At 61.8% G+C, this 24901-nt stretch carries 20 protein-coding genes; 8 read left to right on the forward strand and 12 right to left on the reverse strand.

Features of this window, described 5'->3' with window-relative positions; all coding sequences use genetic code 11:
* Positions 1 to 1620 precede the first annotated feature (1620 nt).
* The 4 genes from VIZ63_RS23260 to VIZ63_RS23275 all read left to right on the forward strand — a co-directional run bounded on the left by VIZ63_RS23260 (position 1621) and on the right by VIZ63_RS23275 (position 6983).
* Positions 1621 to 2664 carry an HlyD family secretion protein gene (locus tag VIZ63_RS23260; protein WP_331612209.1) on the forward strand — a complete coding sequence of 348 codons (1044 nt, stop codon included), beginning with the start codon at positions 1621 to 1623 and terminating at the stop codon, positions 2662 to 2664.
* The gene (rbbA, locus tag VIZ63_RS23265; protein WP_331612210.1) at positions 2661 to 5414 is read left to right on the forward strand and encodes a ribosome-associated ATPase/putative transporter RbbA; all 2754 of its coding nucleotides are present in this window, start codon (positions 2661 to 2663) and stop codon (positions 5412 to 5414) included. The genes VIZ63_RS23260 and rbbA overlap by 4 nt, the downstream gene beginning before the upstream one ends.
* 3 nt (positions 5415 to 5417) lie before the next feature.
* A complete protein-coding gene (locus VIZ63_RS23270; RefSeq protein WP_349261260.1) occupies positions 5418 to 6539 on the forward strand; it encodes an ABC transporter permease in 1122 nt (373 codons plus the stop codon).
* Positions 6540 to 6680: 141 nt separating this feature from the next.
* Positions 6681 to 6983: a hypothetical protein gene (locus VIZ63_RS23275; RefSeq protein WP_331612211.1), complete on the forward strand. Its 303-nt coding sequence runs from the start codon at positions 6681 to 6683 to the stop codon at positions 6981 to 6983.
* A 61-nt stretch (positions 6984 to 7044) separates the two neighbouring features.
* On the opposite strand, the gene VIZ63_RS23280 is transcribed toward VIZ63_RS23275, so the two are convergent.
* The 7 genes from VIZ63_RS23280 to VIZ63_RS25530 all read right to left on the reverse strand — a co-directional run bounded on the left by VIZ63_RS23280 (position 7045) and on the right by VIZ63_RS25530 (position 14355).
* Positions 7045 to 7761, reverse strand: a complete 717-nt coding sequence (locus tag VIZ63_RS23280) for an ABC transporter ATP-binding protein (RefSeq protein ID WP_331612212.1) — start codon at positions 7759 to 7761, stop codon at positions 7045 to 7047.
* Positions 7754 to 8956, reverse strand: a complete 1203-nt coding sequence (locus VIZ63_RS23285) for an ABC transporter permease (RefSeq protein WP_349261264.1) — start codon at positions 8954 to 8956, stop codon at positions 7754 to 7756. The genes VIZ63_RS23280 and VIZ63_RS23285 overlap by 8 nt, the downstream gene beginning before the upstream one ends.
* A gap of 11 nt (positions 8957 to 8967) precedes the next feature.
* Positions 8968 to 10179: an efflux RND transporter periplasmic adaptor subunit gene (locus VIZ63_RS23290; protein WP_331612214.1), complete on the reverse strand. Its 1212-nt coding sequence runs from the start codon at positions 10177 to 10179 to the stop codon at positions 8968 to 8970.
* 607 nt (positions 10180 to 10786) lie between these two features.
* Positions 10787 to 11197 (reverse strand): hypothetical protein, encoded by a 411-nt coding sequence (locus VIZ63_RS23295; RefSeq protein ID WP_331612215.1) that lies wholly within the window; start codon positions 11195 to 11197, stop codon positions 10787 to 10789.
* 256 nt (positions 11198 to 11453) lie between these two features.
* Complete coding sequence (locus VIZ63_RS23300; protein ID WP_331612216.1) at positions 11454 to 13031, reverse strand: GMC family oxidoreductase; 1578 nt, start codon at positions 13029 to 13031, stop codon at positions 11454 to 11456.
* A gap of 124 nt (positions 13032 to 13155) precedes the next feature.
* Positions 13156 to 14091 carry an alpha/beta hydrolase gene (locus tag VIZ63_RS23305; RefSeq protein WP_331612217.1) on the reverse strand — a complete coding sequence of 312 codons (936 nt, stop codon included), beginning with the start codon at positions 14089 to 14091 and terminating at the stop codon, positions 13156 to 13158.
* A 144-nt stretch (positions 14092 to 14235) separates the two neighbouring features.
* The gene (locus VIZ63_RS25530) at positions 14236 to 14355 is read right to left on the reverse strand and encodes a helix-turn-helix domain-containing protein (protein ID WP_349261261.1); all 120 of its coding nucleotides are present in this window, start codon (positions 14353 to 14355) and stop codon (positions 14236 to 14238) included.
* A gap of 291 nt (positions 14356 to 14646) precedes the next feature.
* Here VIZ63_RS25530 and VIZ63_RS23310 point away from each other — a divergent pair, with 291 nt between their 5' ends.
* Entirely contained in the window at positions 14647 to 15165 is a 519-nt protein-coding gene (locus VIZ63_RS23310; protein WP_331612218.1) for a cytochrome c, read from the forward strand.
* A 380-nt stretch (positions 15166 to 15545) separates the two neighbouring features.
* Here the strand turns inward: VIZ63_RS23310 and VIZ63_RS23315 are convergent, their stop codons facing one another.
* The 5 genes from VIZ63_RS23315 to VIZ63_RS23335 all read right to left on the reverse strand — a co-directional run bounded on the left by VIZ63_RS23315 (position 15546) and on the right by VIZ63_RS23335 (position 19224).
* The gene (locus tag VIZ63_RS23315; RefSeq protein ID WP_331612219.1) at positions 15546 to 16442 is read right to left on the reverse strand and encodes an MBL fold metallo-hydrolase; all 897 of its coding nucleotides are present in this window, start codon (positions 16440 to 16442) and stop codon (positions 15546 to 15548) included.
* Between the two features lie 99 nt (positions 16443 to 16541).
* Positions 16542 to 17339, reverse strand: coding sequence for an alpha/beta hydrolase (locus tag VIZ63_RS23320; RefSeq protein ID WP_331612220.1), 798 nt, complete (start codon positions 17337 to 17339; stop codon positions 16542 to 16544).
* Positions 17340 to 17452: 113 nt separating this feature from the next.
* Complete coding sequence (locus tag VIZ63_RS23325) at positions 17453 to 17932, reverse strand: AraC family transcriptional regulator (protein WP_331612221.1); 480 nt, start codon at positions 17930 to 17932, stop codon at positions 17453 to 17455.
* A 458-nt stretch (positions 17933 to 18390) separates the two neighbouring features.
* On the reverse strand, positions 18391 to 18567 hold the full coding sequence (locus tag VIZ63_RS23330; RefSeq protein WP_331612222.1) for a hypothetical protein: 177 nt from the start codon (positions 18565 to 18567) through the stop codon (positions 18391 to 18393).
* Between the two features lie 33 nt (positions 18568 to 18600).
* Complete coding sequence (locus tag VIZ63_RS23335) at positions 18601 to 19224, reverse strand: LysE family translocator (protein WP_331612223.1); 624 nt, start codon at positions 19222 to 19224, stop codon at positions 18601 to 18603.
* 454 nt (positions 19225 to 19678) lie between these two features.
* Between VIZ63_RS23335 and VIZ63_RS23340 the strand changes: the two genes are divergently transcribed.
* From VIZ63_RS23340 to VIZ63_RS23350, 3 genes are all read left to right on the forward strand, one after another.
* Positions 19679 to 20227: an acyl-CoA thioesterase gene (locus VIZ63_RS23340; protein ID WP_331612224.1), complete on the forward strand. Its 549-nt coding sequence runs from the start codon at positions 19679 to 19681 to the stop codon at positions 20225 to 20227.
* Between the two features lie 214 nt (positions 20228 to 20441).
* The gene (locus VIZ63_RS23345; protein ID WP_331612225.1) at positions 20442 to 21647 is read left to right on the forward strand and encodes a cytochrome P450; all 1206 of its coding nucleotides are present in this window, start codon (positions 20442 to 20444) and stop codon (positions 21645 to 21647) included.
* Between the two features lie 128 nt (positions 21648 to 21775).
* The gene (locus VIZ63_RS23350; protein ID WP_331612226.1) at positions 21776 to 24895 is read left to right on the forward strand and encodes a sensor histidine kinase; all 3120 of its coding nucleotides are present in this window, start codon (positions 21776 to 21778) and stop codon (positions 24893 to 24895) included.
* Positions 24896 to 24901: the final 6 nt, after the last annotated feature.

The following is a 24901-nucleotide window of genomic DNA, read 5'->3' on the forward strand; positions in this document are numbered from 1 at the left end:
AGCTGGTCAAGCAGCTCCTTCGGGATCTTGGGCTCAGCGGCGCGCTGTGCATCGTTCTGCGTCTCGTGCTTTTTCTTTCTCGGCATATCGACTCCTCTCGGTCATGATATGCCTCGAACACAGAATTTCAGACAGGCCCCACGCGCGTGGTTCTTCGCACGTCGCCTGGAGCAATTTGTCGGGCTCTGGGTGACGACACACGGCTTCATGTTGTGTCCATCCGGATCCAGGACAAATGCGGCGTACCAGTGCCCTGCATAGCGTGGCCTAAGACCCGGTGCGCCATTGTCCTTGCCACCAGCTTGTATCGCTGCGGCATGAAATGCGTCAACAGCTTCGCGTGAATGTGCCGCAAAAGCGACATGCAGATGCCCGCGCGTTGGTTCGCCGTCTCGGATCCAGCGGTGCGAGGGCACGCTCATAGAACTCCCGACTTCGGACGAGGTCAGCCACTGCGAAGTCAATGTGATGAATCATGTCTCTTGGTTTCTCGCCCTGGCTATTCGTCGACGCACCAATCCTGGATATCGGCCGTATTGGTCTCGGATTCATAGAGCACGTATATCTCTCTTCTCTCGCTCTTGCACTTGGCGTCGTGAAACGTGAGTCCAAACGTAGCCCAATACCGCCTATCTCGCCACGTAACTGATGCGGGAGATAGTGGAGTGTCTGAGTGAGCAACCACGGCGAGCGCATCAATGAGCCGCCCTTCCCTCTTCGCAGATGACCCGACCATTGCATGCGCGACCAACAGTCAGCCACCCGCCGTCAGCTCATCTGCTTCCGGACTGTCGAAGAAGCGCACCCGATCGGGCTTCACGCTGCAATCGGCGAATCCGCGAGCTTCCTGATCACGGAAGCACAGCCCTGCCCCGCCAATGCGGAATCTCCTGCGACGAGTTGCCCAGCACATCGGTACCGTGCCAGCTGCCGCAATGACCCGCGTACAGCGCCGCGCCGGCCGCTTTGCCAGGATTCAACCGGAGAACCCACGCTGAGCTAACGGGAAACTCGTGTACTCGGACGCAACGGCGGGAGTAATACTGGCGCCACGACCATGCTGATTCCCATGCCATGTGATGGATGGAACGTTCGTGCTCGTTCTTTGACGGCGCTTACGGCGTCGCTTGCCCTCACGGCATGCATGTCCATGTCCCCACCTTATCGCGCCCCGCCCTTGCCGGTCGCCGACCAATACCCTGCCGACGCGCCGACGGTGCCCGGCAGCGTTGGGACGCTCGACTGGCGTGACATATTCATCGATGCGGGCTTGCAGGCGTTGATCGAAGAATCCTGGCGCAACAATCGCGATTTGCGGGCAGCCATGTTGCGCGTCGAGGAGGCGCGAGCGCGCTCGAATCCCGACCTTGCGCAGGTGCGGCGCCATCTCACCGCAACACCTGGAAGTGCTCGACGCTCAACGCGATTTGTTATCGGCCGGACAGGAATGGGTCCAGGTGCAGCGCGCGCTGCACTCGAGCCGTGTCGGACTCTTCGCAGCGGTGGGCGACGGTGTGCTCGGAGCGTGCGAATAGCACGAACGCCTCTCGCCACTCGCACTACGTGTCGATCCGGATCAAGCGAGGTACTGTGAACGAACAGCTCAGAAAGCGACTTCTGATGCTCGCAGGCATCGCCGTTGCAGTGGCGGCAGTAGTATCGCTGTGGCTGGTGTTGCGGCCTTCCGGGCCTGGCGAAGGATTCATCAGCGGCAACGGCCGAATCGAAGCCACGGAGATCAATGTCTCGGCGAAACTTGCCGGTCGCGTGGAAGACATACTGGTTCGCGAGGGCAATTTCGTCACTGCCGGGGCACCGTTGGTGCGGATGCAGACCACCGTCCTGGAGGCGCAGCGCGATGAAGCACGCGCCATGCACCAGCAGGCCATCACTGCCGTGCAAACCGCCAAGGCACAGCTCGCCATGCGACAGAGTGAGCTCGCGGCGGCGCAGGCAAACATCGTACAAGCCGAGAGCGACCTCGACGCGGCGCTACGCCGCCTGGCCCGATCGGAAGCGCTGTCCAAAGAAGGCGCCTCATCGTTGCAGGATTTCGATGACGACCGCGCACGCGTTCGCTCTGCTCGCGCTGTCGTGGCAGCACTCCAGGCGCAAGCCGTAGCTGCACGTTCCGCCGTCGAAGCAGGACGTGCACAGGTTATCGGCGCCGAATCCAACGTGACCGCGAGCGAGGCTACAGTCGCACGAATCGATGCGGATATCGCCGATAGCACACTCACGTCGCCGCGCGCGGGCCGGGTGCAGTATCTGATCGTGCAACCTGGCGAAGTCGTAAGTGCGGGCGCCCCCATTCTCAACCTGATCGATGTAAGCGATGTCTACATGACATTCTTTCTGCCCGAGACAGTTGCCGGTCGCGTCGCTCTGGGCAGCGAGGTTCGTGTCATTCTCGATGCTGCCCCCCAGTACGTGTTCCCGGCGCGGGTCTCCTTCGTAGCAGATACGGCACAGTTCACGCCGAAGACCGTGGAGACCGCCAACGAACGGCAGAAACTCATGTTTCGCGTGCGGGCCCACGCTGATCGCGCGCTGCTCGAACGTTACATCAAGCAGGTAAAGACCGGACTGCCCGGCGTGGCCTGGCTGAAGCTCGATCCGCAGGCTCAATGGCCGGAGAATCTCGCCATCAGGCTCCCCAAATGAGCGACGGCGCCGCAGACGCCCTGCCCGTAGCAACGCTCGCCGGTGTGACGCTGCGATATGGGAAGAAGCTTGCGCTCGATCACATCGATTTGACGCTGCCGAGCGGGCGCACCGTCGGACTGATCGGTCCCGACGGCGTCGGAAAATCGAGCCTGCTGTCGTTGATCGCCGGGGCACGCGCCATTCAAACGGGGACGGTGCACGTGCTTGGCGGAAACATGGGCAGTGCCCGGCATCGGCGTGCGATCTGTTCCGACATCGCCTACATGCCACAAGGACTCGGCAGGAATCTCTATCCCACGCTGTCGGTGGAAGAGAACCTGCAGTTCTTCGGCCGCCTGTTCGACCATGGCGCGGCCGAACGACGCCGACGCATCGATGAGCTCACGTCCGCAACCGGCCTGCATCCATTTCTGTCGCGCCCCGCAGGCAAGCTCTCCGGCGGCATGAAACAGAAGCTTGGGCTGTGCTGCGCGCTGATCCACGATCCAAGACTGCTCATTCTCGATGAGCCAACGACCGGCGTGGACCCGCTCGCACGCCGTCAGTTCTGGGATCTGATCGAGCGCATCCGCGCCGACCGCCCAGGCATGAGCGTGCTCGTGGCGACGGCATACATGGATGAGGCGAGTCGGTTCGATTGGCTCCTGGCCATGGACGGTGGCCGAATCCTTGCCACCGGCACGCCGCGCGAACTGCACGAACGCACGGGTGCGGCATCGCTCGAAGCCGCCTTCCTTGCATTGCTGCCAGCACAGAGGCGGCGAACTCATGAGCCTGTGGTGTACACGCCGCTGCCTCGTGATCGGGATGCCGATATAGCGATCGAAGCCAGCGATCTCACCATGCAATTCGGCGATTTCGTGGCGGTCGATCACGTGAGCTTTCGCATTCCCCGCGGCGAAATCTTTGGCTTCCTTGGCTCGAACGGCTGCGGCAAGACCACGACGATGAAGATGCTGACGGGGCTGCTGCCGGCCAGCGACGGCCAGGCGTGGCTGTTTGGCCGCAAGATCGACCCTCACGATATCGCGACACGGCAGCGTGTCGGCTACATGTCGCAGGCATTCTCGCTCTACAACGAGCTGACGGTCGAGCAGAACCTGGTACTGCACGCACGATTGTTTCGAGTTGCCGAGGAGCGGATCCCATCGCGCGTGGCCGAAATGGTCGAGCGCTTCGGCCTGAGGGAAGCGCACGACAGTCTCCCCGAAAGTCTGCCGCTCGGCATGCGCCAGCGCCTATCACTCGCCGTCGCCCTGGTGCACGGCCCGGAATTGTTGATCCTCGATGAACCAACGTCCGGTGTCGATCCGATTGCGCGAGACAGCTTCTGGAAACTGCTGCTGGATCTGTCCCGCAAGGATCAGGTCACCATCTTCATCTCCACGCATTTCATGAACGAGGGCGAGCGTTGCGATCGGATTTCCCTCATGCATGCCGGCAAGGTGCTGGTCACCGATTCGCCTGCCGCGCTCATACGGGCACGCCAGGCCGCGACCCTGGAAGATGCGTTCATCGCCTATCTGGAGGACGCCGCACGTACTGCTGCCGAACCTCCTTCCGAGATGCCCGTCGCGCCGGCTCGCGTGAGACCTGCCGAAGTCACTCGGTCCGGCGCAGGAGGTTTCAGTGTTGGTCGTGCGTTGAGCTACACGCTGCGCGAAAGCCTGGAACTGCGACGCGACCCTGCGCGAGGAGCGCTGGCGCTGCTCGGCAGTCTGCTCATGATGTTCATCATCGGTTATGGCATCAACATGGACGTCGACGATCTCACGTTCGCCGTGCTGGATCGCGACCAGAGCCTGTTGAGCTCCAACTACGCCCTGAATCTATCGGGGTCGCGCTACTTCATCGAGCGCCCGCCCCTCTCCAACTATGCCGACCTCGACCGCCGTATGCGTAGTGGAGAGTTGGCGCTGGCGGTCGAGATTCCAGCCGACTTCGCTCGCGACGTCCAACGCGGCGACAGCGTGCAGATCGGCGCATGGGTGGATGGAGCCATGCCACAGCGCGCCGAGACAGTACAGGGCTACGTACAGGGCATACACCAGGCATGGCTGATCGAGAGAGCGACGCAAACCCTTGGGCATGCACCGGCCGCGGCAATCGGCATCGAAACGCGCTTCCGCTACAACCCCGACGTACGCAGTCTGCCGGCGGTCGTGCCAGCCGTGATCCCAATGCTGCTACTGATGATTCCGGCGATGCTCACCGCGTTGTCGGTCGTGCGCGAGAAGGAGCTCGGCTCGATGGTCAACTTCTACGTCACACCAGTGCTGCGCAGCGAATTCGTCGTGGGCAAGCTGTTGCCCTATCTGCTGCTCGGGATGGTGAACTTCCTCGCGATGTCGCTGCTCGCCGTCGTGGTGTTCGGCGTACCGATCTCCGGTCCGTTCGTCGTGCTGGCAACGGCGACGGGCGTGTTCCTGCTGTTTTCCACCAGCTTCGGACTGCTGTGCTCGACGTTCATGCGCAGCCAGGTGGCGGCGATGTTCATCACGATGATCGGCACGATGATTCCCGCAATACAGTTCTCCGGACTGCTCAATCCCGTGACCTCCCTGGAAGGCCCCGGCCGGTTCATCGGCACGATATCGCCCGCAACGTACATGTTCATCGTCAGCCGGGGAGTATTCAGCAAAGGGCTGGATTTCGCGCAGCTGCACGCCGCGTTCTGGCCACTCTTGATCGCTGGCCCGACGGTAATGGCTCTGTGCATCGTGTTGCTGAAGAAGCAGGACGGCTGACTGATGAGCCTGTCGAGCATCTATCGTCTCGGCGTCAAGGAGCTGTGGAGCCTGTGGCGCGATCCGATGATGCTGGTACTCATCGCCTATTCGTTCACGCTCGCGATCTACACCGCCGCCACGGCGCTGCCGGAAACCCTGCACCGGGTGCCCATCGCGATCGTCGATGAGGATCAGTCGCCGCTCTCTGCCCGCATCGCCACGGCGTTCTACCCTCCTCATTTCGGCTCGCCCGCAATGATCTCTCCCGCTGAAGTCGATGCCGGCATGGACGCCGGCAAATTCACATTTGCGTTGAACATCCCGCCGGACTTTCAACGGGACGTTCTGGCGGGCAGGCGGCCGAGCGTGCAGCTCAACGTCGATGCCACGCGCATGAGCCAGGCATTCTCCGGAAGCGGCTACGTACAGCAGATAGTGACGGGTGAGGTCGCCGAGTTCGTGCGGCGCTTCCGTGGCGCGACGTCAGCACCCGTAGAGCTGGCGCTACGCATGCGCTTCAATCCGGAGCTCGAACGCGCATGGTTCGGCAGCGTGATGGAGATCATCAACATGGTGACCCTGCTATCGATCGTGCTGACGGGCGCGGCCCTGATCCGTGAGCGCGAGCACGGCACGATCGAGCATTTGCTCGTGATGCCTGTCGTGCCCACCGAGATCATGCTGGCGAAGGTCTGGTCGATGGACCTGGTCGTCCTGACGGCGACGGGATTCTCACTGCTGTTCATCGTGCAAGGCGTGCTGGGCGTACCCATCGAAGGCTCGCGGGTGCTGTTCCTCGCGCTTGCTCTGTTGCACCTGTTCTCTACGACGTCCATGGGCATCTTCATGGCCACCGTTGCACGCACGATGCCGCAGTTCGGTTTGCTGCTGATACTGACCATCATCCCCCTGCAAATGCTCTCAGGCGGCATGACGCCGCGCGAAAGCATGCCGCAGTTGGCGCAGACACTCATGCTGGCCGCACCGACGACTCATTTCGTCGCGGCCAGCCAGGCAATCCTCTATCGAGGCGCCGGACTCAGCGTCGTCTGGCCGCAACTGCTCGCGATCGTGGCGATCGGCGCCACGCTCTTTGCCGCTGCACTCGCGCGCTTTCGCAGGACGCTGGCGCAGATGGCGTGAGTCTCTCCGAGACGCTCGAACACCGGATCTGCATGCCCCTCCGGGCCAGTACGCAGTCTCGTTCCACTTCCCCGCATATGCTCACACGCCCAGGCAGCGTACGGTCAATCCAGACACGGTGACTGCGATGGAGAACCGGCCATGAACACCTCACCACTCCTGAGCGCGCTGATTCGATCGCTGACTGCGATGGCTCTGTTGAGCGGCACCGCGATGACACTCGCGGCCGAACCCGCGACGGCCCCGCCTGCGCCGTCGAAGGAAATGCGCGCGGAAATGGCAACGATCCACGAGAACATGGCGGCCTGCTTGCGCTCCGACAAGGCGTTCAGCGCATGCCAGCAGCAAATGCATCAGAGTTGCGCGCAGGTGATGGGCGAGAAAGGTTGTCCGATGATGGGCATGAGCACACACAAACGCGCGATGATGCCGAAGCAGGAGTGAGAGAAGCCTGGTTGCGCGAGCCGCAGCAATGCCCGTGCAGCTATCACAGGACCAGGGGAACTCACCGAGCTTTACTCACCTCATCGCGCACGATCCGGCCGTCGACCAGTTCGATCACTCGATCGCAAGACTGAGCGAGGCGCGGGTCGTGGGTGACCAGCAGCACCGCGCATCCCATCTCTTCGTTGAAGCGCCGGAACAACTTGAACACGCCCTCTGCGGTGCGTGTGTCCAGATTGCCGGTTGGCTCATCCGCCAGCAGCAATGCGGGCCTGGTGACGAGAGCGCGTGCGACAGCGACGCGCTGCTGTTGACCGCCCGACAGCTCACGGGGCTTCTTGCCCTCGCTGTTGGCCAGCCCAACCGCGTCAAGCAGGCTGCGCCCCCAATCGAGCATGCGCTTGTCGGGCTTGCCGTTCGTAACCATCCACGGCATCAAGACGTTCTCCAGCGCCGTGAAGGCTTCGATCAGGTGATGAAACTGGAATACGAACCCGATCGTGTGCGCCCGCAGCTGAGTGCGCCGTGAGTCTTCGAGCCCGCTTGTCGCCTGACCGAGGACGAGCAACTCGCCGCTCGCCGGCTGATCGAGCAAGCCGATGAGATTGAGCAACGTGCTCTTACCCGAACCCGACGGCCCGATCAGTGCAGCGAAGTCACGACGGCGCAGCGTCAGATCGATCCCGTGCAGAATCTCGATCTGCGTGGGCTCGCCCACGTTGTAGGACTTGCGCAGATCCGCAAGCCGTAACACTTCTTGATCACTGCTCTCAGACATGACGAATGGCTGCTACAGGATCGAGTCGAGCCGCACGTCGCGCCGGCACGGCGGCGGCGATCACGCCGGTGACCGTGGCGAGCGTCACTGCCGAGAGAATCAACGGCATCGACACGGGAACGGTGAATAGCCGCGGGCCGAAGGCGTTGAAGCTCCATACTAGGCCGTAGCCGAGAGCGCTTCCCGCGAGTGAACCGATCAGCCCGAACACTGCTCCCTGCAAGAGAAAAACGCGCAGCATCTTTGGCCGTGTCGCGCCCATGGCGCGCAGGATGCCGATCTCGCGCGTGTGCTGAACGACACTCACCGACAGGACGCTCGCGATGCCGAATGCCACCGACACCGCGACGAAGAAGCTGATCATGCCAGTGGACAGGCTCTGCGCGCTCAGCGCATTGAGCAGCTGGGAATTCGTTTCCATCCAGCTTTGCGCCTTGAGACCAGTGAGCCGCGCGATGCGACGGGCCACACGATCTGCGGAGAATATCTCTTCGACCTTGAGATCGATGAGAGTGACACCTCCCGGCAATCCGAGCAGCGACTGCGCCTGCTTCAGATCGATGTATGCATAGCGTTCGTCGAGTTCGCGAACGCCGAGCTCGAAGATGCCGGCAACATTGACGACCACCCCACTGCCCTCGCCCGCATCCAGACGAATCTTATCGCCGACGCGCACGCCAAGATTACCCGCCAGCGTGCGACCGATAACCGCATCGCCCGCGCCGACACGAAACTCTCCCGCCTGAATGTCCCGATCAACCGGGACGATTTTCAGGTAGCGAGGCACATCGATTCCGAGCAAGGCGACTGATTCGCGCGCCTCCGCCCGGCGTGCAAACCCCGGGCCGGAGATCACGGGCGACACAGCCGTCACGTCGGGCAAGGCATCCAGCGCCGCCAGCACTTGTTGCCAGTTGTTGATGGATCGCAATCGCTGCGCACGGCGATCCTCCATGACCATGTGCACGCTGCCGGCGGGCGCAGGCGCGGTTCGGTTGATCTCCTCCGGCGGTTCCACGCGCACATGCGCCTGCGTGCCAAGCGTACGTTCGACCGTATTCGCCTGCAGCCCGCCGATCAGCGCAGTGATGAAGACGATCACAGCCACACCCACGGCGATGCCCACCGCGATGAGCACGCTCTGAATGCGACCTTCGCGCAGCAAACGCAGCGCGATCGTCCACTCGATCCACAAGTTCACGATGATCAGTCGTCCGAGTTCACTGTGGGCGGTGCGACTGGGCCAGGCAGCGGCTCATCAATGACGCGCACTCGGTCGCCATCGCGCACGGCCAGATCGCCTTGCGCGAGCACCCAATCCCCTGCGCTGAGCCCTTCAACCGCCTCACTCATCGTCAACGAGCGCAATCCCAGGCGCACCGCCACACGCCGTGCGCGCCCATCGCGCACGACCCATACATGCGCCTGCTCGCCCGCGACATCCATCAGCGCATCGTTCGAAACGACGATCGCACGCTCACGTGCGGCTGTTTCGACGGTCACGGATACGGTCATGTCCTGGCGCAGGAACTCGGGCACCGGCTGCACTTTCAGGCGCACATCCACCGTGCCACGTTGCGGATCGACCCGGGGTGCGATCAAGGTGATTTCCGCAGGAAAAACGTCATTCGGGAACGCATCGGCAATACAGTTAGCTCGCTGTCCGACGCGTAGGACGGAGAGGTTTTTCTCATCGAACGGCACCAGGATCTCCGTGTCGCCCTCCCGTGCGATGTCAAACAACACGCGGCCCGGTTGGATCAGATCGCCCGGCTCGGCATTGCGAGTCAGCACGACACCGGCCACTTGCGAACGAATGATGGTCTTCGCCAGGGCTGCGCGCGCCGCGGCGAGCTGTTCTTGCAACGCTCGCTCTTCCGGTCCGCCTGCGGCGAGGGATTCGGCCACGAGCCGCGCGGTCTGTGCTGCCGCCCGCGCGACAATTGCCGCTTGCTCCGCCTGTTCGATGACTTCGCGTGCGATCAAGCCGCGCGCGACCAGATCACGTCGCCGCTCCACTTCTCGTTGTGCCTGATCGAGCCGCGCCTGCGCTTCCCGCTGCGCCACCTGTGATTGCGGTCGCGTCGATTCCCGCAGCCGTGCGAGCGCGGCCTCCGCGGCACGCATCTGCGCGGCCAGATCATCAGCACGCAGCACGACGAGGACATCACCAGGCGCAACGACATCACCCTCCTGGACGCGCCGTTCCAGCACCACTCCGGTCACTTCGCTACCCACCTGAGCGCGGGACACACTGATCACCCGTCCCGTCGCCACGATGCTCTGAGTGAGCGCCCGTGCCTCCACCCGATAGCCCGGCACACTCTGCCCACGCATGGCCAGCAAGGCGAAAATACCAGCGATCAGCACCGCAACAGCAACGATCTGGATGAGACGCGATCTCGACTTCAGTAGCACGCACAATCCCGTAATTCGCCCGTAGAAGACCTTCTATCATAACGTCGCCTGGGGGCCACAATTATCCGAAGACCTCGATGTTCCAGCAGCGCTCCGTATTCATTCCTTCCGAACCTGCTTCTCTTCACGCAGAACCAGTGAACCCTCGTGGAGTAGTCCAGGACCGCACGAATCGCAATGATGTTTGCGCCTGGCAATGATCGCTCGAGCTGACGGGACGCTTCTCAACGCGGCTCGAGCGAGAGGTATTTCCTTCGGCAACGTCAGAGCATTGCAGGGCCGGGCCGACCCATGATTTGTTGCTCGAGACCGGGGAGGCACTGGTATACGCATAGACGACGCGCAGCCGAAACCAAGCGGCAGTATTCATGACATGCCGGAAGGCGAGTCGACTGACGACACCAGGCAATTCTGCTAACGAGGAGTCTCGTCACACACAGGTGGCCGCGTCACGCACGTTTCGTTCACGGCGATTCTGCTCATGATATTTACGACAGCTGGCCTTGGCTGACAGCGCAAATCTTTCTCCTGAGTAGCCGGCCAGATCGAACGATCGGACCTGATGCAGTCTTGTGTCCTTCGCACACCCCGGAGAATCGACTTCTCTCTACGGCTGCAGCAGCTCCGCGACTGCCTCAACTTTCTTATCCTTCCCCGTTTGCACACCTGCAGGCGGAGGCGGCATTGCCACGCCTACGCTCAAGAGATAGGCATACGCGTGCTCGTCCAGATACCAATCCATGTTCTTGCCGCCTCCTTTCGCATCGTTGGGGCGATCCTCGAAATAGGTGTAGACCGGACTGTTCCTGTATGCCCACTGCAGGCGGCCATCGTCGCGCTTCACAATGCTCCACAATCCCACCGGTTCGTCGTTGCTATCCGCTGAAACGATGGGCCACACGGCCGTGCAACCTCGATCACACAGCGAACGACCCGCTGGCTCGCCCTTGAAAATGTAGAGCGGCAGAAGTTGCGGAAACGATTTATAACCCCACGCCCCTGCGGGGCTTTGTGCCAAAGCAACGGCGCCGGGATAGGGACTGTTCTGAACAGAAGGCTCCGCAGCGATCCCCAACTGAGCCCAAAGAAAACCGGTCACACTGAGGGTCACGCAAAGCCTGTGCATTTTTTGAACCTCCGTCGTTCGCTGGCGCCGAAACGACAAGCCAAGATAACGCTGTTGATGCTGAAGCCAAGGAAGCTCACCTGGCTTTATCCGTAGTCTAGCCCCTCGACGGGCGTCAGCGCGCCGGCTATAGCAGAATCCTTCCGCATCAAATGCGGTGCGCCTTCTTGATGATTTCCGCAGCCCGCTCGCCGATCACGACGCAGGGGGCCATCGTGTTGCCACTCGGGACGTTTGGCATGATCGAGGCATCCGCGATTCGCAATCGGTCGATACCATAGACCTGCAACCGACCATTGACGACGGACATCGAGTCGTGCCCCATCTTCGCGGTACAGGCCTGATGCCAGAACGTCACCGCCGAGTCGCGCACATAACGTTCCATCTCAGACGCACCGAGATTGCCCGGCATGGCTTCGCGTTTCAGCAGGTTCCTGAACGCTGGCGCATGCGCCATTTCCCTGCCGATCTCGATCGTCGCCATGGCGCTGCGCAGATCCTCGGGATGCGAAAGAGTGTTGGCTTCGATGCGAATGGCGTCGTGCGGGTCACGACCCGTGAGATGCAGTGATCCTCGACTCTTCGGATGCGACAGCCCGGCGAATACCATCCAGCCGTCCTGAGGCACTCCACGGTGCGTTGTTTCCGGCGTGGCGACCGGAAATTCGAGCTGGCAATGAAACACATCGGGGACGCTAAGGCTCGGGTCGGTCTTCCAGTAGAGCGTCGCCTCGGACCCGCCGTTGCCAACTGCGTGCGGTTCCTCGGACTCGAAAATGCAACCGAAGGACACGTGATCCTGATGGTTGCGTCCGACACCAGGCAGGTCCTCGATGATGGGAATGCCGTGCGGACGCAGTTCCGTTTCCGGTCCGATGCCGGACTGCATCAACACTTTCGGCGTGTTGATGGCGCCCATCGACAGGATCACTTCGCGATCCGCCATGATCTGCGTGCGATGCGAACCCCGAATGACTTCCACGCCGGTGACGGACGTACCGCTGAGGACCAGCTTACTGACCTGCGTGTGTTTCAGGACGGTGAGATTGGGCTGGTCCAGTTTCGGGAATATGTAGGAGCGGAAGATCGATGAGCGCTGCCCGTCCTTCACGATCAGATCGTTGATCGCCACGCCGCCGCGACCTTCCATCATCGATCCGTTGGGACTGTCGAACGCAGGTATGCCGATCGACTCCGCGGCCTCGACCATCGCAACAGCCACACGCTGCGGATTACTTGCCGGCTCGACGTGCACGGGGCCGTCGATACCGCGTCGAGCCGCATCGGGCACACCTCGCCAATTTTCGATTCGCCTATAGATATCAAGGACCGAACGGTATCCCCATGCCTGGTCATCCGCTTCCTGCGCGAAGTGTTCCCAATCATTCTGGTGACCGCGCGCCCACAGCATCACATTGATGCTGGAGCCCCCACCAAGCACCTTGCCCATGTTGAGCGGAATCGAGCGTTGATTCAGGTGCGGGTTCGGCTGTGCAACGAACTGCCAGTCCCGATCGGACCCGAGGTTGAGCGGCCACTGCCCTGGCATGAGTACTTCGGGAACGTCATCGCTACCGCCTGCCTCGATCAGCAGGACACTGACGCGGGCATTCTCCGCAAGACGGCTTGCGAGAGCGCAGCCCGCCGGCCCCGCGCCGCAGACGATGAAATCGTATCGGGCTGCAGGGACCCCTAAGGGAATGGTTACATCGGACGTCGTCGACATGTTAGTTACCTGGCGCGGTACGCCGATCGAGAATGAATGAAGACATATCTGCGAGCAGCAGCAAGAACCTCTGTGGCAACGGGCGACAGATGCAAGCCATGCTGCACGGATCGATTGAGTGAACTCACTCGCGCAGGAACTTCAACAGATCCGCATTCAGTTGATCCTTGTGCGTATCGGCTATGCCGTGCGGAGCGCCCTTGTAGACGACGAGCTTGCTGCCCTTGACCATCTTGTGAGCGGCGCGCGCGCTGTTATCGATAGGCACAATCTGGTCATCATCACCGTGCACGATGAGCGTCGGCACGTCGAATCTCTGCAGGTCTGGCCGAAAATCCGTCTCCGAGAACGCTTTGATGGAATCGAAGGTGTTCTTGTGGCCGCCCTGCATGCCCTGACTCCAGAAGGAATCGATCAACCCTTGCGACACTTTCGCGCCCGGCCGATTGAAGCCGAAGAACGGACCCGATGCGATGTCGCGATAGAGCTGCGAGCGGTTCGCGAGCGCCGACTTGCGCATGCCGTCGTACGCATCGATGGGCACCCCCGTTGGATTGTCCGGAGTCTTCAGCATGAGTGGTGTGACCGCACTGACGAGTACGGCCTTCTTCACACGGCTCGTGCCATGTTGACCGATATAGCGCGCCACTTCGCCACCTCCTGTGGAGAAGCCGACGAGAGTGACGTCGCGCAGATCGAGCGCCTCGATCACCGCTGCCAGATCGTCGGCATAGTGATCCATGTCGTTGCCCACCCAGGACTGGCTCGAGCGGCCATGCCCCCGGCGGTCGTGCGCCACGACGCGATAACCTTTCTCCGCGAGATGGATCATCTGCGATTCCCAGCTATCCGAGCTCAGCGGCCAGCCATGACTGAACGTGACGACGGGACCGTTTCTCGGACCCCAGTCTTTGTAATAGAGCTGCACGCCGTCACGCGTACTGATGTAGTTGGCCGTGCGCTCGATGTTCGGCTCCGAGGCGGACGCCGTACCGAGGCCCGTCGCCAGGGAAAGCGCTGCCGCGACACCCACGGCTGTATTACGGATGGACTCTTTCATGGTCTTTCTCCTCGAGTGATTGTTACGCGCAGGCATGCTGCCGACGCGAGCGACGCGATTCCTGCACGAGCGGGACGTTCGTTGAACGATCGGGCCGCAGTCTCGCTGGTTTAACCTGATCTACGCGTCACTACTCGCCTGGACTCACGCTGACGGAATGCGGAAAGCGCGTGTAAAGCGGCTTTGATCTGCGAATCCGCAATCAAGACCGATGTCGGCCAGCGTGTGGCTGGAGTTCAGAAGGACCTGCTTTGCTATTTGCATCTGCAGGTTGAGCAGATTTCATCTCCTCCGGAATCGAAGTGGCCATTCCCATCGCGCCAATGAAAAGACTCGGGCTGATTGCCCGTCATCTAATCCAAAATCCCAGGCAGCTATATGCCGCGCACCCTACCTGACCGTTCGTGGCGAGGCGCGCTCTGTCCGCATCGAAATTTGCCGGTGGCGCGCAAAGCCCTTCTTTGAACAACTATTGCGGCGAGCGTCTGCATTACGTAGCACCTGTTTAACGGGTGCGCGGGCAAGATGCATCTTCCACCCTCAGGAGAGATGAATATGGCCAGAGACAATTACTCCCTTGCAGCATGTGCGTTGATCGCGGCGTTACTGTCGAGCGATGCGGCGCATGCAGATGCATCACAGATCGCGCGAGGTAAATATCTGGCGCAACTGGGTGGCTGCACCGACTGTCACACGCCGGGCTACTTCTCCGGCAAGCCCGACAGTCGTTATCTCGGCGGCTCTGACGTCGGCTTTAAAGCACCCGACGGCAGTGTCGTCGTCGGCCCGAATCTGACGCCGGATCTGCAGACAGGTCTGGGGGGCTGGACAGCAGAGGATATCGCCAAGGCGTTGCGCACCGGCATTCGGCCCGATGGTCGCGTGTTGTCTGGGATCATGCCCTGGCCCGCGTACGCCAATCTCACGCCGCAGGATATGGACGCGCTAATCGCCTTCTTGAAGAGTCTGCGGCCGGTCAAGAACAAAGTGCCGGGTCCGTTCTCTGCGAGCGAAGCGCCGGGTCTGTTCGTGATGCAACTGACGCCGCCCGCTAAGACGAGCGTCGCCCGCTGACCGTGAGTTCTTCCGGGTGCAGACTCGCGTGCAGCGAGCTGCACTCCATCGAATCGCTGCTGTCCTCCGCGAATGCGGTCCTCCGTGGACACCCATCAAGTCCTGCCACCGCGGCTCGTCAACGGAGTACTCCCCTGCTGCAGGCATCCCTCTAAGGTGGCTCAAGGAACCAAGCGATCGGCCTGGCCAGTCGCAGCATGATTGTGCTTGTGGGTCCGATTTTCCCGCAGGATGACCACCAGAGGGATATGGGTCATCCATCGACGTACATCACGGGACCAGTGCGCCAATCTCTGCGTTGCAGCGTTCACCCTTTGATGGGTGAACCATTCCCTGCGGTCACGGCGCTCAGGGCGAGCGGGGAGAAAATCGTCTGCTCATTAAAAGCGGTACGATTCTCCGTCCGCGGGCACGCGGGTGCGGGTTGCGTCCAGATTCTGCTCCGCGATGTAGTGAATCAGTTCGGCGCGCGACTGGCTTGCGTGGTTCACGGCATCCATGTGCACGCCGATCAGCACGGCATCCGGCGCCAGCTTGCGTGCCCGCGCGAGATCCTCTTTGCCCATGATGATCGAGCCGTCGAATCCGGTGATGTGTGCATAACCGGTGTTCAGCACGACCACATCCGGGCGATGCTTCTCGATCGCGGCCTCGACCTCCGGACGCCAGGTCGTGTCGCCTGCAATGTATAAACTTGCATGATCCGGACGCTCGAACACCACGCCCGACACGGTTCCGAGCAGGTGCCCGAGTTTGGCCATGTGTTGATCGGTGCCGTGCTGTCCGCCGACGCGAATGAGGCGCGTGCCGTTGAAGCTTCCGACGTTTGCGAGGACGCGAACGTCGGTGAAGCCGTCCTTACGTACCGTCTCAGCGTCTTGCTCGTTCTGCACGAAGATCGGCGTGGACTTCGGCAGTTGACGCCTGGCTGCATCGTCCCAGTGGTCCGGATGAAGATGCGTGACGATCACTGCATCCACGTCCATCACCGTGCTCAATGGGATAGGCAACTCGACCAGTGGATTGCGCAAGTGGCTGTTGTAAGTTGCCGGGAACCCCGGATAAGCCCCCTTGTCGGCGAGCATCGGATCGACGAGAAAGGTCGTGCCGGCATAGTCGATCTTGACCGTGGCGTTGCGAATGAGCTGAAAGCCGACCACACCGGCGCGGTCGCGAGCGCCCCGGGTTTCGCTCATCGAGCGCGTCGCGCTGCAGGCGGCAAGCACAAGAGCGATAGACACTGCGGTCGCAGTCAGCGCGCGGTTCAAGGCACTCATGGCGATCTTCCTTCAATGAGCACGGCAGCAGCGGGATGCGTCGCCCCGGGCACGAGAGGCGGAGCCGAGCGACTCCGCCTGCGCCAGCCCAGGTCCTGACTACTTCTGCTTCACCTTCAGTCCGGCTTCTTTCGCGGCGCGGTCGATCGTGCTCGCGACCACCTTCGGCTGTGTCATGAAGACAGCATGGCTGGCGGACACCTTCGTGATGTTCGCTCCGATGCGTTCTGCCATATGAACCAGCATGGCTTGATCGAATGCCTTGTCCTCGCTGGCGATCACCGCCCAGCTCGGCTTGGTTCGCCACGCCGCGGCTTTGACCTTGGTCTCGAAGACCGACATATTGATCGGCACCTGCGAGTCCCGCAGGAATGCCGCATCCGCATCGCTGACGTCGTGCGCAAAACCAGCTTTGAACTTCTGCAGGCTCAGAAATCCGAACCCATCCTTGTGCGTTTCGATGACGAACTCCGGCGTCGATGCGAACCCCTGATACTGTTGCGCCGTCGACTCGCCGGCATCGGGCGCGAGCGCGGAAACGTAGACCAGGCCAACCACGTTCGAGTGCGTGCCGGCTTCGGTGATGACCGTCCCGCCCCAGGAGTGGCCGACGAGAATGGTCGGGCCGTCCTGTCGATCGAGCACGCGCTGCGTCGAAGCGAGGTCGTCGCCGAGCGAAGTCAGCGGGTTCTGCACGATCGTGACCCGGTAGCCGCGCTGGGTCAGTTCGTCATAGACCCCACGCCAGCCGGAGCCGTCGGCGAAGGCACCGTGCACCAGCACGACGTTCCGGGCGGGACCGCCGTTCGGTGAGGCTGCCGGTGATTGCGCGACAGCTGCCGTGCTCAGCGTAGCCGTTGCCACTACGCCCGCGAGGATGGATCGAGTGTTCTTCATGACGCTTCTCCGGTTTGTTGTTGCGGAGAGGAGATGCTCGCGAAACGAGGTTCGTCCATCCTGAACGAACGGGACGCTCGTTGAACAAACGGGCCGTGGCTTCGCCAGCGTTCTTAGCGCCGATGCTGGCGCTGCCACGCGCCTGGACTCAAGCCCACTGAGCGCTGAAATGCGCGGGTGAAGTGGCTCTGGTCCGCAAAACCACACTCGAGTGCGATGTCTGCCAACATGCGACGGGAGCCCGTCAGAAACCCCTTCGCTTTCTCGATCCGCAACTGTAACAGCCACCCGTGCGGCGACATGCCCGTCGATCCACGAAATGCGCGTGTGAAATGGCGGATCGACAATTCGCACGCCTTCGCCAGATCCGCGAGCGTGATACCGCGTGTCAGATTCGCAGCGAGCAGTTCTTTGGCGCGCTGCTCCTGCCAGCGCGCCAATCTGCCAATCTTTGCGTCCGATCTCGCGCGCATGCCGCCATAGGTATGCGCTACGTGAGTTGCAAGGGCCATGACGAGACGGTCGAGGGTGACTTCGCTGGCGTGGCCCTGCGCATACAACGTCGGCCGAATCGCGAGCAAGAGATGTCGCACAACCGGATCTCGCTGTGCCTCGCCCGACTCAAGGTGACGTTCGTCGATTAGCGGCGCGTTCGCATCTTCGGCAAGTGCAGCGAGAGTCTTGCGCGGGATACGCGGATGCAAGACCTGTGCGTCCTGCAGATTCAGTGCACAGGCAATCGCACGTGGCTCAGGAGACCTCCGTTGTTCGAACTGATCTTGGTGGCTGTAATCGTGCATGCGATGCTACCCCATGGACCCAAACCGCCCCTGTCGAACCCCTGTACCACAGCCGCGCGACGAACCACCTGGCGCGTAGGTACAGCCCCGCCCACAGAACGACACCCAGCGCAAGGCAGATAAGTTGAGGTGCCGAGCCGTCTCGCCGATGCGGAAGTAAGTAGCGATGGCCCCACCAAGAAATGCGGTGGTCAGGATCGCACCCGGAGTCGACGTTCCGGGCAAGGCCAACAGGAGCGCACAACTGGGGGTCACGAGCGCCACCGTTGGACCGAATTCGGATTCAGCCCGGTTCGCATGAACGCCTCCACCAGCGCCGGCGGACCAGTGAACTGAAGGAACGCATCGAGCAACGACAGACTGACGACCAGCCCCACTAGCGCAATGCCGACCCGGCGGTGGATATTTCGTCGAATCGAAGCAAGCATTTGCATCTCCGTTTCCAAGACTGACCCAGGCCCCTAAGTGAGAGTCAGGTGCAATCCGAAGCTGACGAACACGCCGCCCGTCAACCGGTCCATAAATGGCAGCATGCCGGGTCGGCCCAGGTGCCGACGCATGGAGTCGGCCATCACCGCGAGCGCAATGAACCACACCACCGCCAGCACGACGTGAGCGCAAGCAAGCAGCAAGGAATACGTTGCCGTTGACGCCGCAGCGGGAACGAACTGAGGAAGCAGAGTGATATAGAACAAACCCACCTTGGGGTTGAGGATGTTCGTGGTGAAGCCGCGTCTGGCCGATAGCCAAAGCGAACTGCTCGGCAAGATGTCTGCTACGGTCACCGCCGACATTGACCGCCGCGGCCGGAGCAACAGAGTGGCACCGAACCAGACAAGGTAACCGGCACCCGTGAGCTTCAATGCGAGGAACGCGCCCGGCGATGTAAGCAGGATGGCCCCGAGCCCCAGTGCTACTGCCGCGCCCCAGCATAGACATCCGACGCCGATGCCGAGCGCGGCAGCCATGCCATGCCGCGCCCCCTCCAGCGCCGCCGTGCGTAGCACAACGGCGGTATCGAGACCCGGTGTTACCGTCAGGATGAAGGCGGTGCCGATGAAGGCGAGCAGATTCGCACGGATCATGATGGGGCCGGAGTCTCAAGAAGCGGACCGTGTCGAGCGGCCGGGTGATGAATTCCTTTGTGCTGTTGTCGTGCTCAGTACGGTTGAACGTTCAAGCAGGTCCGGCGACGTACTGCCGTGCGCGTTGCTTCCTCGCTCCATCGTTTCGAGTTCGACTCGAAGGAAGGTACGTCCGCCTCGCCGCAGCAGGTGTTAAGAGGCGTAACGACAGGCGTATGACGCATAACGACGATGCACATGCCCGCAGCCGATAGCTCTAAAGGGTAAGCCGATGATCGCTGCTGGGGTAATGCCCGCGACGGCAGGCGCAGATACATTCGTCGCGATGACCTGGCGGTCGTCCACCGAAGCCTGGCTTCAATCATTTTCCTCTCGATGCCGCACGGGGGCGTGCAAAACGCCGCGCTGAGTTTCCCCCCGCGGACCCATTCAATCGCAGCGTGCGAGGTTTACCTTGAATCTCTGGATCCGTCTGCTCCTGATACTTGCACTCGGCTGGCGCCGTTCACGCATGCTCGTGACCGAGTGCTGCTCGACCCCGTTCATCGTGATGCCCAGCGACATCGACCTGCTTGGGCATGTGAACAACGGCAAGTACTTTTCGCTCATGGATGTCGCGCGCACGGACCACGCGATCCGCTCCGGCTACGTTTCTATCTTCCGCCGCCAGGCGTGGTGGCCCGTGGTCGTGGCGGGGACGATTCAGTTCTACAGCTCGTTGCTGCCATTCAGAAGGTTCGTCATCGAGACTCGGCTCATCGGCTGGGACGAGCGTACGTTCTTCGTGCACCACCGCGTTGTACGCAACGACGCAAACCGCAAGCTTGTGGCCCAGGCCGCCGTGCGGGCTGTGATACGCAACTCCGCCGGGACCATCGCAACCGCAGATGTAGTCGCTGCACTGGGAAACATCGTCCCGCCGGAACCGATGCCGGACTGGATAGCAGGCTGGGCGCGATCGCTCGATCAGGTTCGGCTGGAACATAAACGCGAGGTCGTGTGAGCGACTCCTGGTCTCGTGCCGGGTACAACTCGCAAAGAGTGTGATTGGCCGCGCCTTGCGGCGTCCCAGAACTTCACGCCTCTTAACGCGCGTCGATCATCGCAGGCGGGCACATTAGCCGCGCCCCACCGCTCGTGTGGCAGCCGCAGCTCCATCGCCGCCCCTTGGCCCCCAATGCCACATCGGGCGACTCAAACCAACCGTGAGATTTCCCATGTCCGAGCCAATTATCGTAAGCGCCGCCGATCTCCACTCGCACGCTCATGAGATCTTCCGTCGCTACCGTCCACTCACACCGCTGTTGAAGAGAGACGACGGCATCTATATCGCAATCCGCGCCCGCGACGTGGAGCAGTTGCTCACCGATCCACGCACCAGGCAAATGGAAACGGAGATCGCCGAGACTCGCGGCGTCGTCGACGGTCCATTGCGCGATTTTTTGCAGTACACGATGGTCCTGAGCAATGGCATTGCGCATCGGCAACGACGCCTGCCGCTCGCACGGGCCTTCGCGCACAAGTTCATCAGCGACCTTCGCCCACGCGTGCGTGCTATCGCCGAAGAACTCATCGACGCCCGCTACGAGACCGGAGAGATGGACTTCATCGCGGACTTTGCCAACTGGCTGCCTGCGCGCGTCATCTGCCACATCCTGGGCGTGCCTGAATCCGACATACCCGAGTTCACGCGATGCGTGTACAGCCTCTCGCGCGCATTCAGCTCCACGTTCACCAAAGAGGATGTTCCAGACATGCAGCACGCCGCTGGAGACCTCAGCGCGTACGTCGACGACTTGCTGATGGACCGTCGCCAGCGTCCGCGCGAGGACTTTCTCACGTCCTACACCCTCGCGCTCGACACGTCCGAGAAGTTGTCGAACGTAGAGGCAGTGGTGCAGATGATGACGATCCTGCTCGGCGGCAGCGACACCACGCGAAGTGCGCTTGCGATCCAGGCATCACTGCTTCTGGAGAACAGGGACCAATGGGAAGCCGTCTGCGGCGACCCTGCGCTCATTCCAGCCGCGGTATTTGAATGCCTGCGGTACGAGCCCTTCGTGGGATCCGTGCCGCGCGTGACCCTCGATGACATCGCCCTGGATGGATGGTCGTTGCCGCGTGGGCAGATCCTCTCGTTGTCGACGCTGGCGGCCATGCGCGATCCGGATGTCTACAGCGAGCCTGATCGGTTTGACATCCGGCGCTCCGACCTGCCTCGCCGTCATCTCGTCTTCGGCAATGGAGTGCATCGCTGCCTGGGTGCAGCTCTGGCGAAGCTCGAGCTGGAGGAAGGACTCGCGGCGCTGACCCGGCGCCTGCCGAGTCTGGAGCTCGACGGCAATCCCCTCGTGGTTCGTGGCGGCTCGGGTATTCGCACGGTGCAAGGCTTGCGCGTACGATGGGCCTGCGCCAGGGCGTAAGTCAGTCTCGAGGCCACGGATGGCGCCTCAACTTCCCCGCAACGAACCGATTGCTCAAAAGGGTAATGTTGAGCTGACCCACTGCAGGTAGATTGGGCCGTGAGAATTCACATCGCTTCCCCAGGGTCATGATCAACAGCATCCGCTCCCGCTCGCCCTCATCGACCCCACTGCATGGCGAGCATCCGACCCACAAGCAAAAGCGGCGGCCCGGGGTGCAGGCTCGTACGTACGGTTTGCTGCTCAGCCTGTTGTCATGCTCGCCCGCCTTCGCACTGTATCCCGAGGTACCGCTTTCCCAGCTGCACCACTCGCAACGGACGGTACCGAACGGCGCACCGGCGAACGCACGCCAGATCGTCCAGACCCGCGATGGCTACATCTGGATTCTGGCGAATGGCGATTTGTTTCGCTTCGACGGGGTCGAGTTTGAGCACATCGAGCGTGTCGGTGCAACGCCGTTGCCTTCGAAGAAAATCGCAAACATCTGGGCGCCGCCCGGCGATGGACTATGGGTCTCGTACGTGTTTGGTGGCGCGACGTTCATCGGCGACGGCACAGTTCGCACATACTCGCTGAACGAAGATCTGCCGGCACATTCCTGGACGAGCATGGCCCAGGATGGCAACGGCCAGATGTGGGTGGCCACGACTCGTGGATTGTTGCGCTTGCAAGGTGAGCAATGGGTCCCGATGGACGAGAATTGGCAGATCCCGCAAATCGCCATCATCGATCTGGCCGTGGACCGTGACGCCACGCTCTGGGTACTGTCGACAAAAGGTTTGTTCTATTTACGAGCTGGCAGCCTCCGCTTCGAGAAGGGTTTGGAGCTCACCTCCACGGTCTGGAGCGGAGACCTGGTGACGTCACCGGATGGTTTGGCCTGGCTGGCGCATGCGGGCACCGGACTGACGCAGCTGCAACTGCCTGAGCCGGGCACGCCGGTGCGGCCGCAGTGGCGGACGCATGGCTTCGACTCCGAAGCAGCACTGCCCTACATCCTGATCGATCGGCATTCAAACCTATGGATTTCCGCATGGGGCGTCGTCAAGCGCATGCCGCTGACGGGCGCTGCGAGGGCGACGCCCGATGGCATCGATCAGTTGAGCCTGGCGGGGGAACTGACCGGTGCGATGCTTGAAGACCGCGAGGGCAATGTCTGGGCTGTCTCCAGCGGCGGCGTGGACAAGTTTCGCTCGTCAGCGTTCGTGAAAATGCCCCTGGCGAACACCTCCTATGGCACCGCGGCGCTCGCCGCGACGAAGGATGGTTCCGTATGGATCGGTACGTTCACCGGGGACCTTCACCGCTTCGAGGGCGACGTGAAGCGGGAGTCGATGAGCTCGCCGGCATCGCAGATCGATGCGTTGCACGGCGACGCCACGGGAAAGGTGTGGCTCGGCGGATCCAACGGCTCCATCTACCACCGACAGGGCGATCGATGGATCGAGTGGCGCCCCGACGATGCGGAAAATGCCGGGGGCATATCAGCGATCGTCAGCCAGCCCGACGGGACACTGTGGGTTTCCGTAGTCAGGGTCGGCGTATATCGCGTGGTCGACAACCGCTGGACGCTGTGGGGCGGGCTCGCCGATCTGCCGCACGATACGGCGACCACGCTCGCGGTGGATTCCAAGGGACGCCTATGGCTTGGTTACCCCGACAATCGGCTTGCAGTGGTCGACCACGACCAGGTCAACATCTACGACGCAGCCGATGGTTTGTCGGTCGGACCCGTGCTGGTGACCAGTGTTCGCGGCTCGAATATCTGGATAGGCGGCGAGAAAGGATTGAACTGGTTCGATGGTCGCAGGTTTCATTCAGTAGCCGGCGAACGAGGGCATGCCTTTGCCCTTGTGAATGGCATCGTCGAGCAGGCCGTCGGTGATCTGTGGCTGAATACGACGGAGGGCGCTGTGCTCATTCCGGCAACCGGGGTCCGAGACATTTCCGCCGGCCGCCCGCCGAAATTCCGGCTGTTCAACTACCTCGACGGCGTGCCGGGCGCGGGCGCCGATGTGCGTCCCCTGCCATCCGCGGTCGAAACCAGTGACGGGCGTATCTGGTTCGCCACGAGCAACGGTGTGGTGTCTCACGCACCGCGATGGCCCTCCCCCAATCCCATTGTTCCCAGCGTGTACATCAAGTCGATGACCGTGGATGGTACCCGCGTCGATGCACGAGCGCCCGGTACTGCAACACTCCAACTCTCGACCAAGCCCCACGTGCTGCAGATCGCATACACCGCTACGAGCTATGCAATTCCCGAACGCGTGCATTTCAGATACCGCCTCGAAGGTTCCGAGATTGGATGGCAGGACGCGGGCAGGCGCCGAGAGGCGCAGTTCACGGGACTGCCCCCGGGAACCTACCGGTTTCAGGTGATTGCCTCGAATGACTCCGATGTCTGGAACGAAACCGGAGCGAGCGTGGACTTCGAGATCCCGCCAACGTTCCTGCAGTCTCGCAAATTCATCGTGGTGTGCGTGGCGAGCGGCGCGGCGGTGCTGTGGCTACTCTTCGCATCAAGAATGCGCCAGGTGAAAGCTCGGCTGCAATCGCGCAACGAGGAGCGCCTGCTCGAAAGAGAACGCATCGCGCGCGAGTTGCACGATACGTTTCTACAAGGCATTCATGGCCTGATGTTGAGATTTCAATCCGCGACCGAGCGAATTCCCGAAGGGCACCCTGCCCGAAGACTCATGGAGGAATCGCTGGATCGCGGCGATCGGATACTGGCCGAGGGGCGGGACAAGGTTTCCGAACTACGCGCCCATTCCAGCTTGAAACTGACCGAGGCCCTCACCATGGTGGGCAACGAACTGTCTCGGGATTACGCGGTGAGCTATCAGACAAAAACCGATGGAGCAGCGCGCGAGTTGAATCCGGCGGTGCAGGAAGAAGTGTACCGCATCGGGACCGAGGCGCTGATCAACGCGTTTCGTCACGCAAGCGCCACCCACATCGCCACGACAGTCGTGTTCGGGCGCCGCAGATTCGAGATGCGGGTGGTTGACGACGGTTGCGGCTTTGACCCGTCGCACGACAAACCCGGTCGCTGGGGTTTGCAAGGGATGCGAGAACGCGCTGAGAAAATCCATGGGAAGCTCCTCGTCTCCAGTCAACCGGGCGTTGGCACGACGCTCGAGCTGCACATTCCCTCGAAGCTCGCCTATCGCAAGGCCGCCAGCCCGCGCTGGAACAGGCGCAAGCACTATGGCGCTGCGACCATGGAGGATCCGACGTGACCGACA

Origin of the sequence: Povalibacter sp. (assembly GCF_036520495.1) — a bacterium.
GTDB lineage: Bacteria > Pseudomonadota > Gammaproteobacteria > Steroidobacterales > Steroidobacteraceae > Steroidobacter.

Bases quoted from the DNA above. Each gene is read 5' to 3' on its own strand.
- VIZ63_RS23300 (WP_331612216.1), bottom strand. From the start codon at position 13,031: ATGTCGACGACGTCCGATGTAACCATTCCCTTAGGGGTCCCTGCAGCC.
- VIZ63_RS23310 (WP_331612218.1), top strand. From the start codon at position 14,647: ATGGCCAGAGACAATTACTCCCTTGCAGCATGTGCGTTGATCGCGGCG.
- VIZ63_RS23330 (WP_331612222.1), bottom strand. From the start codon at position 18,567: ATGCTTGCTTCGATTCGACGAAATATCCACCGCCGGGTCGGCATTGCG.
- VIZ63_RS23260 (WP_331612209.1), top strand. From the start codon at position 1,621: ATGCTCGCAGGCATCGCCGTTGCAGTGGCGGCAGTAGTATCGCTGTGG.
- VIZ63_RS23335 (WP_331612223.1), bottom strand. From the start codon at position 19,224: ATGATCCGTGCGAATCTGCTCGCCTTCATCGGCACCGCCTTCATCCTG.
- VIZ63_RS23345 (WP_331612225.1), top strand. From the start codon at position 20,442: ATGTCCGAGCCAATTATCGTAAGCGCCGCCGATCTCCACTCGCACGCT.
- VIZ63_RS23270 (WP_349261260.1), top strand. From the start codon at position 5,418: ATGAGCCTGTCGAGCATCTATCGTCTCGGCGTCAAGGAGCTGTGGAGC.
- VIZ63_RS25530 (WP_349261261.1), bottom strand. From the start codon at position 14,355: ATGCAAATAGCAAAGCAGGTCCTTCTGAACTCCAGCCACACGCTGGCC.
- VIZ63_RS23275 (WP_331612211.1), top strand. From the start codon at position 6,681: ATGAACACCTCACCACTCCTGAGCGCGCTGATTCGATCGCTGACTGCG.
- VIZ63_RS23320 (WP_331612220.1), bottom strand. From the start codon at position 17,339: ATGAAGAACACTCGATCCATCCTCGCGGGCGTAGTGGCAACGGCTACG.
- VIZ63_RS23315 (WP_331612219.1), bottom strand. From the start codon at position 16,442: ATGAGTGCCTTGAACCGCGCGCTGACTGCGACCGCAGTGTCTATCGCT.
- VIZ63_RS23280 (WP_331612212.1), bottom strand. From the start codon at position 7,761: ATGTCTGAGAGCAGTGATCAAGAAGTGTTACGGCTTGCGGATCTGCGC.
- VIZ63_RS23305 (WP_331612217.1), bottom strand. From the start codon at position 14,091: ATGAAAGAGTCCATCCGTAATACAGCCGTGGGTGTCGCGGCAGCGCTT.
- rbbA (WP_331612210.1), top strand. From the start codon at position 2,661: ATGAGCGACGGCGCCGCAGACGCCCTGCCCGTAGCAACGCTCGCCGGT.
- VIZ63_RS23350 (WP_331612226.1), top strand. From the start codon at position 21,776: ATGATCAACAGCATCCGCTCCCGCTCGCCCTCATCGACCCCACTGCAT.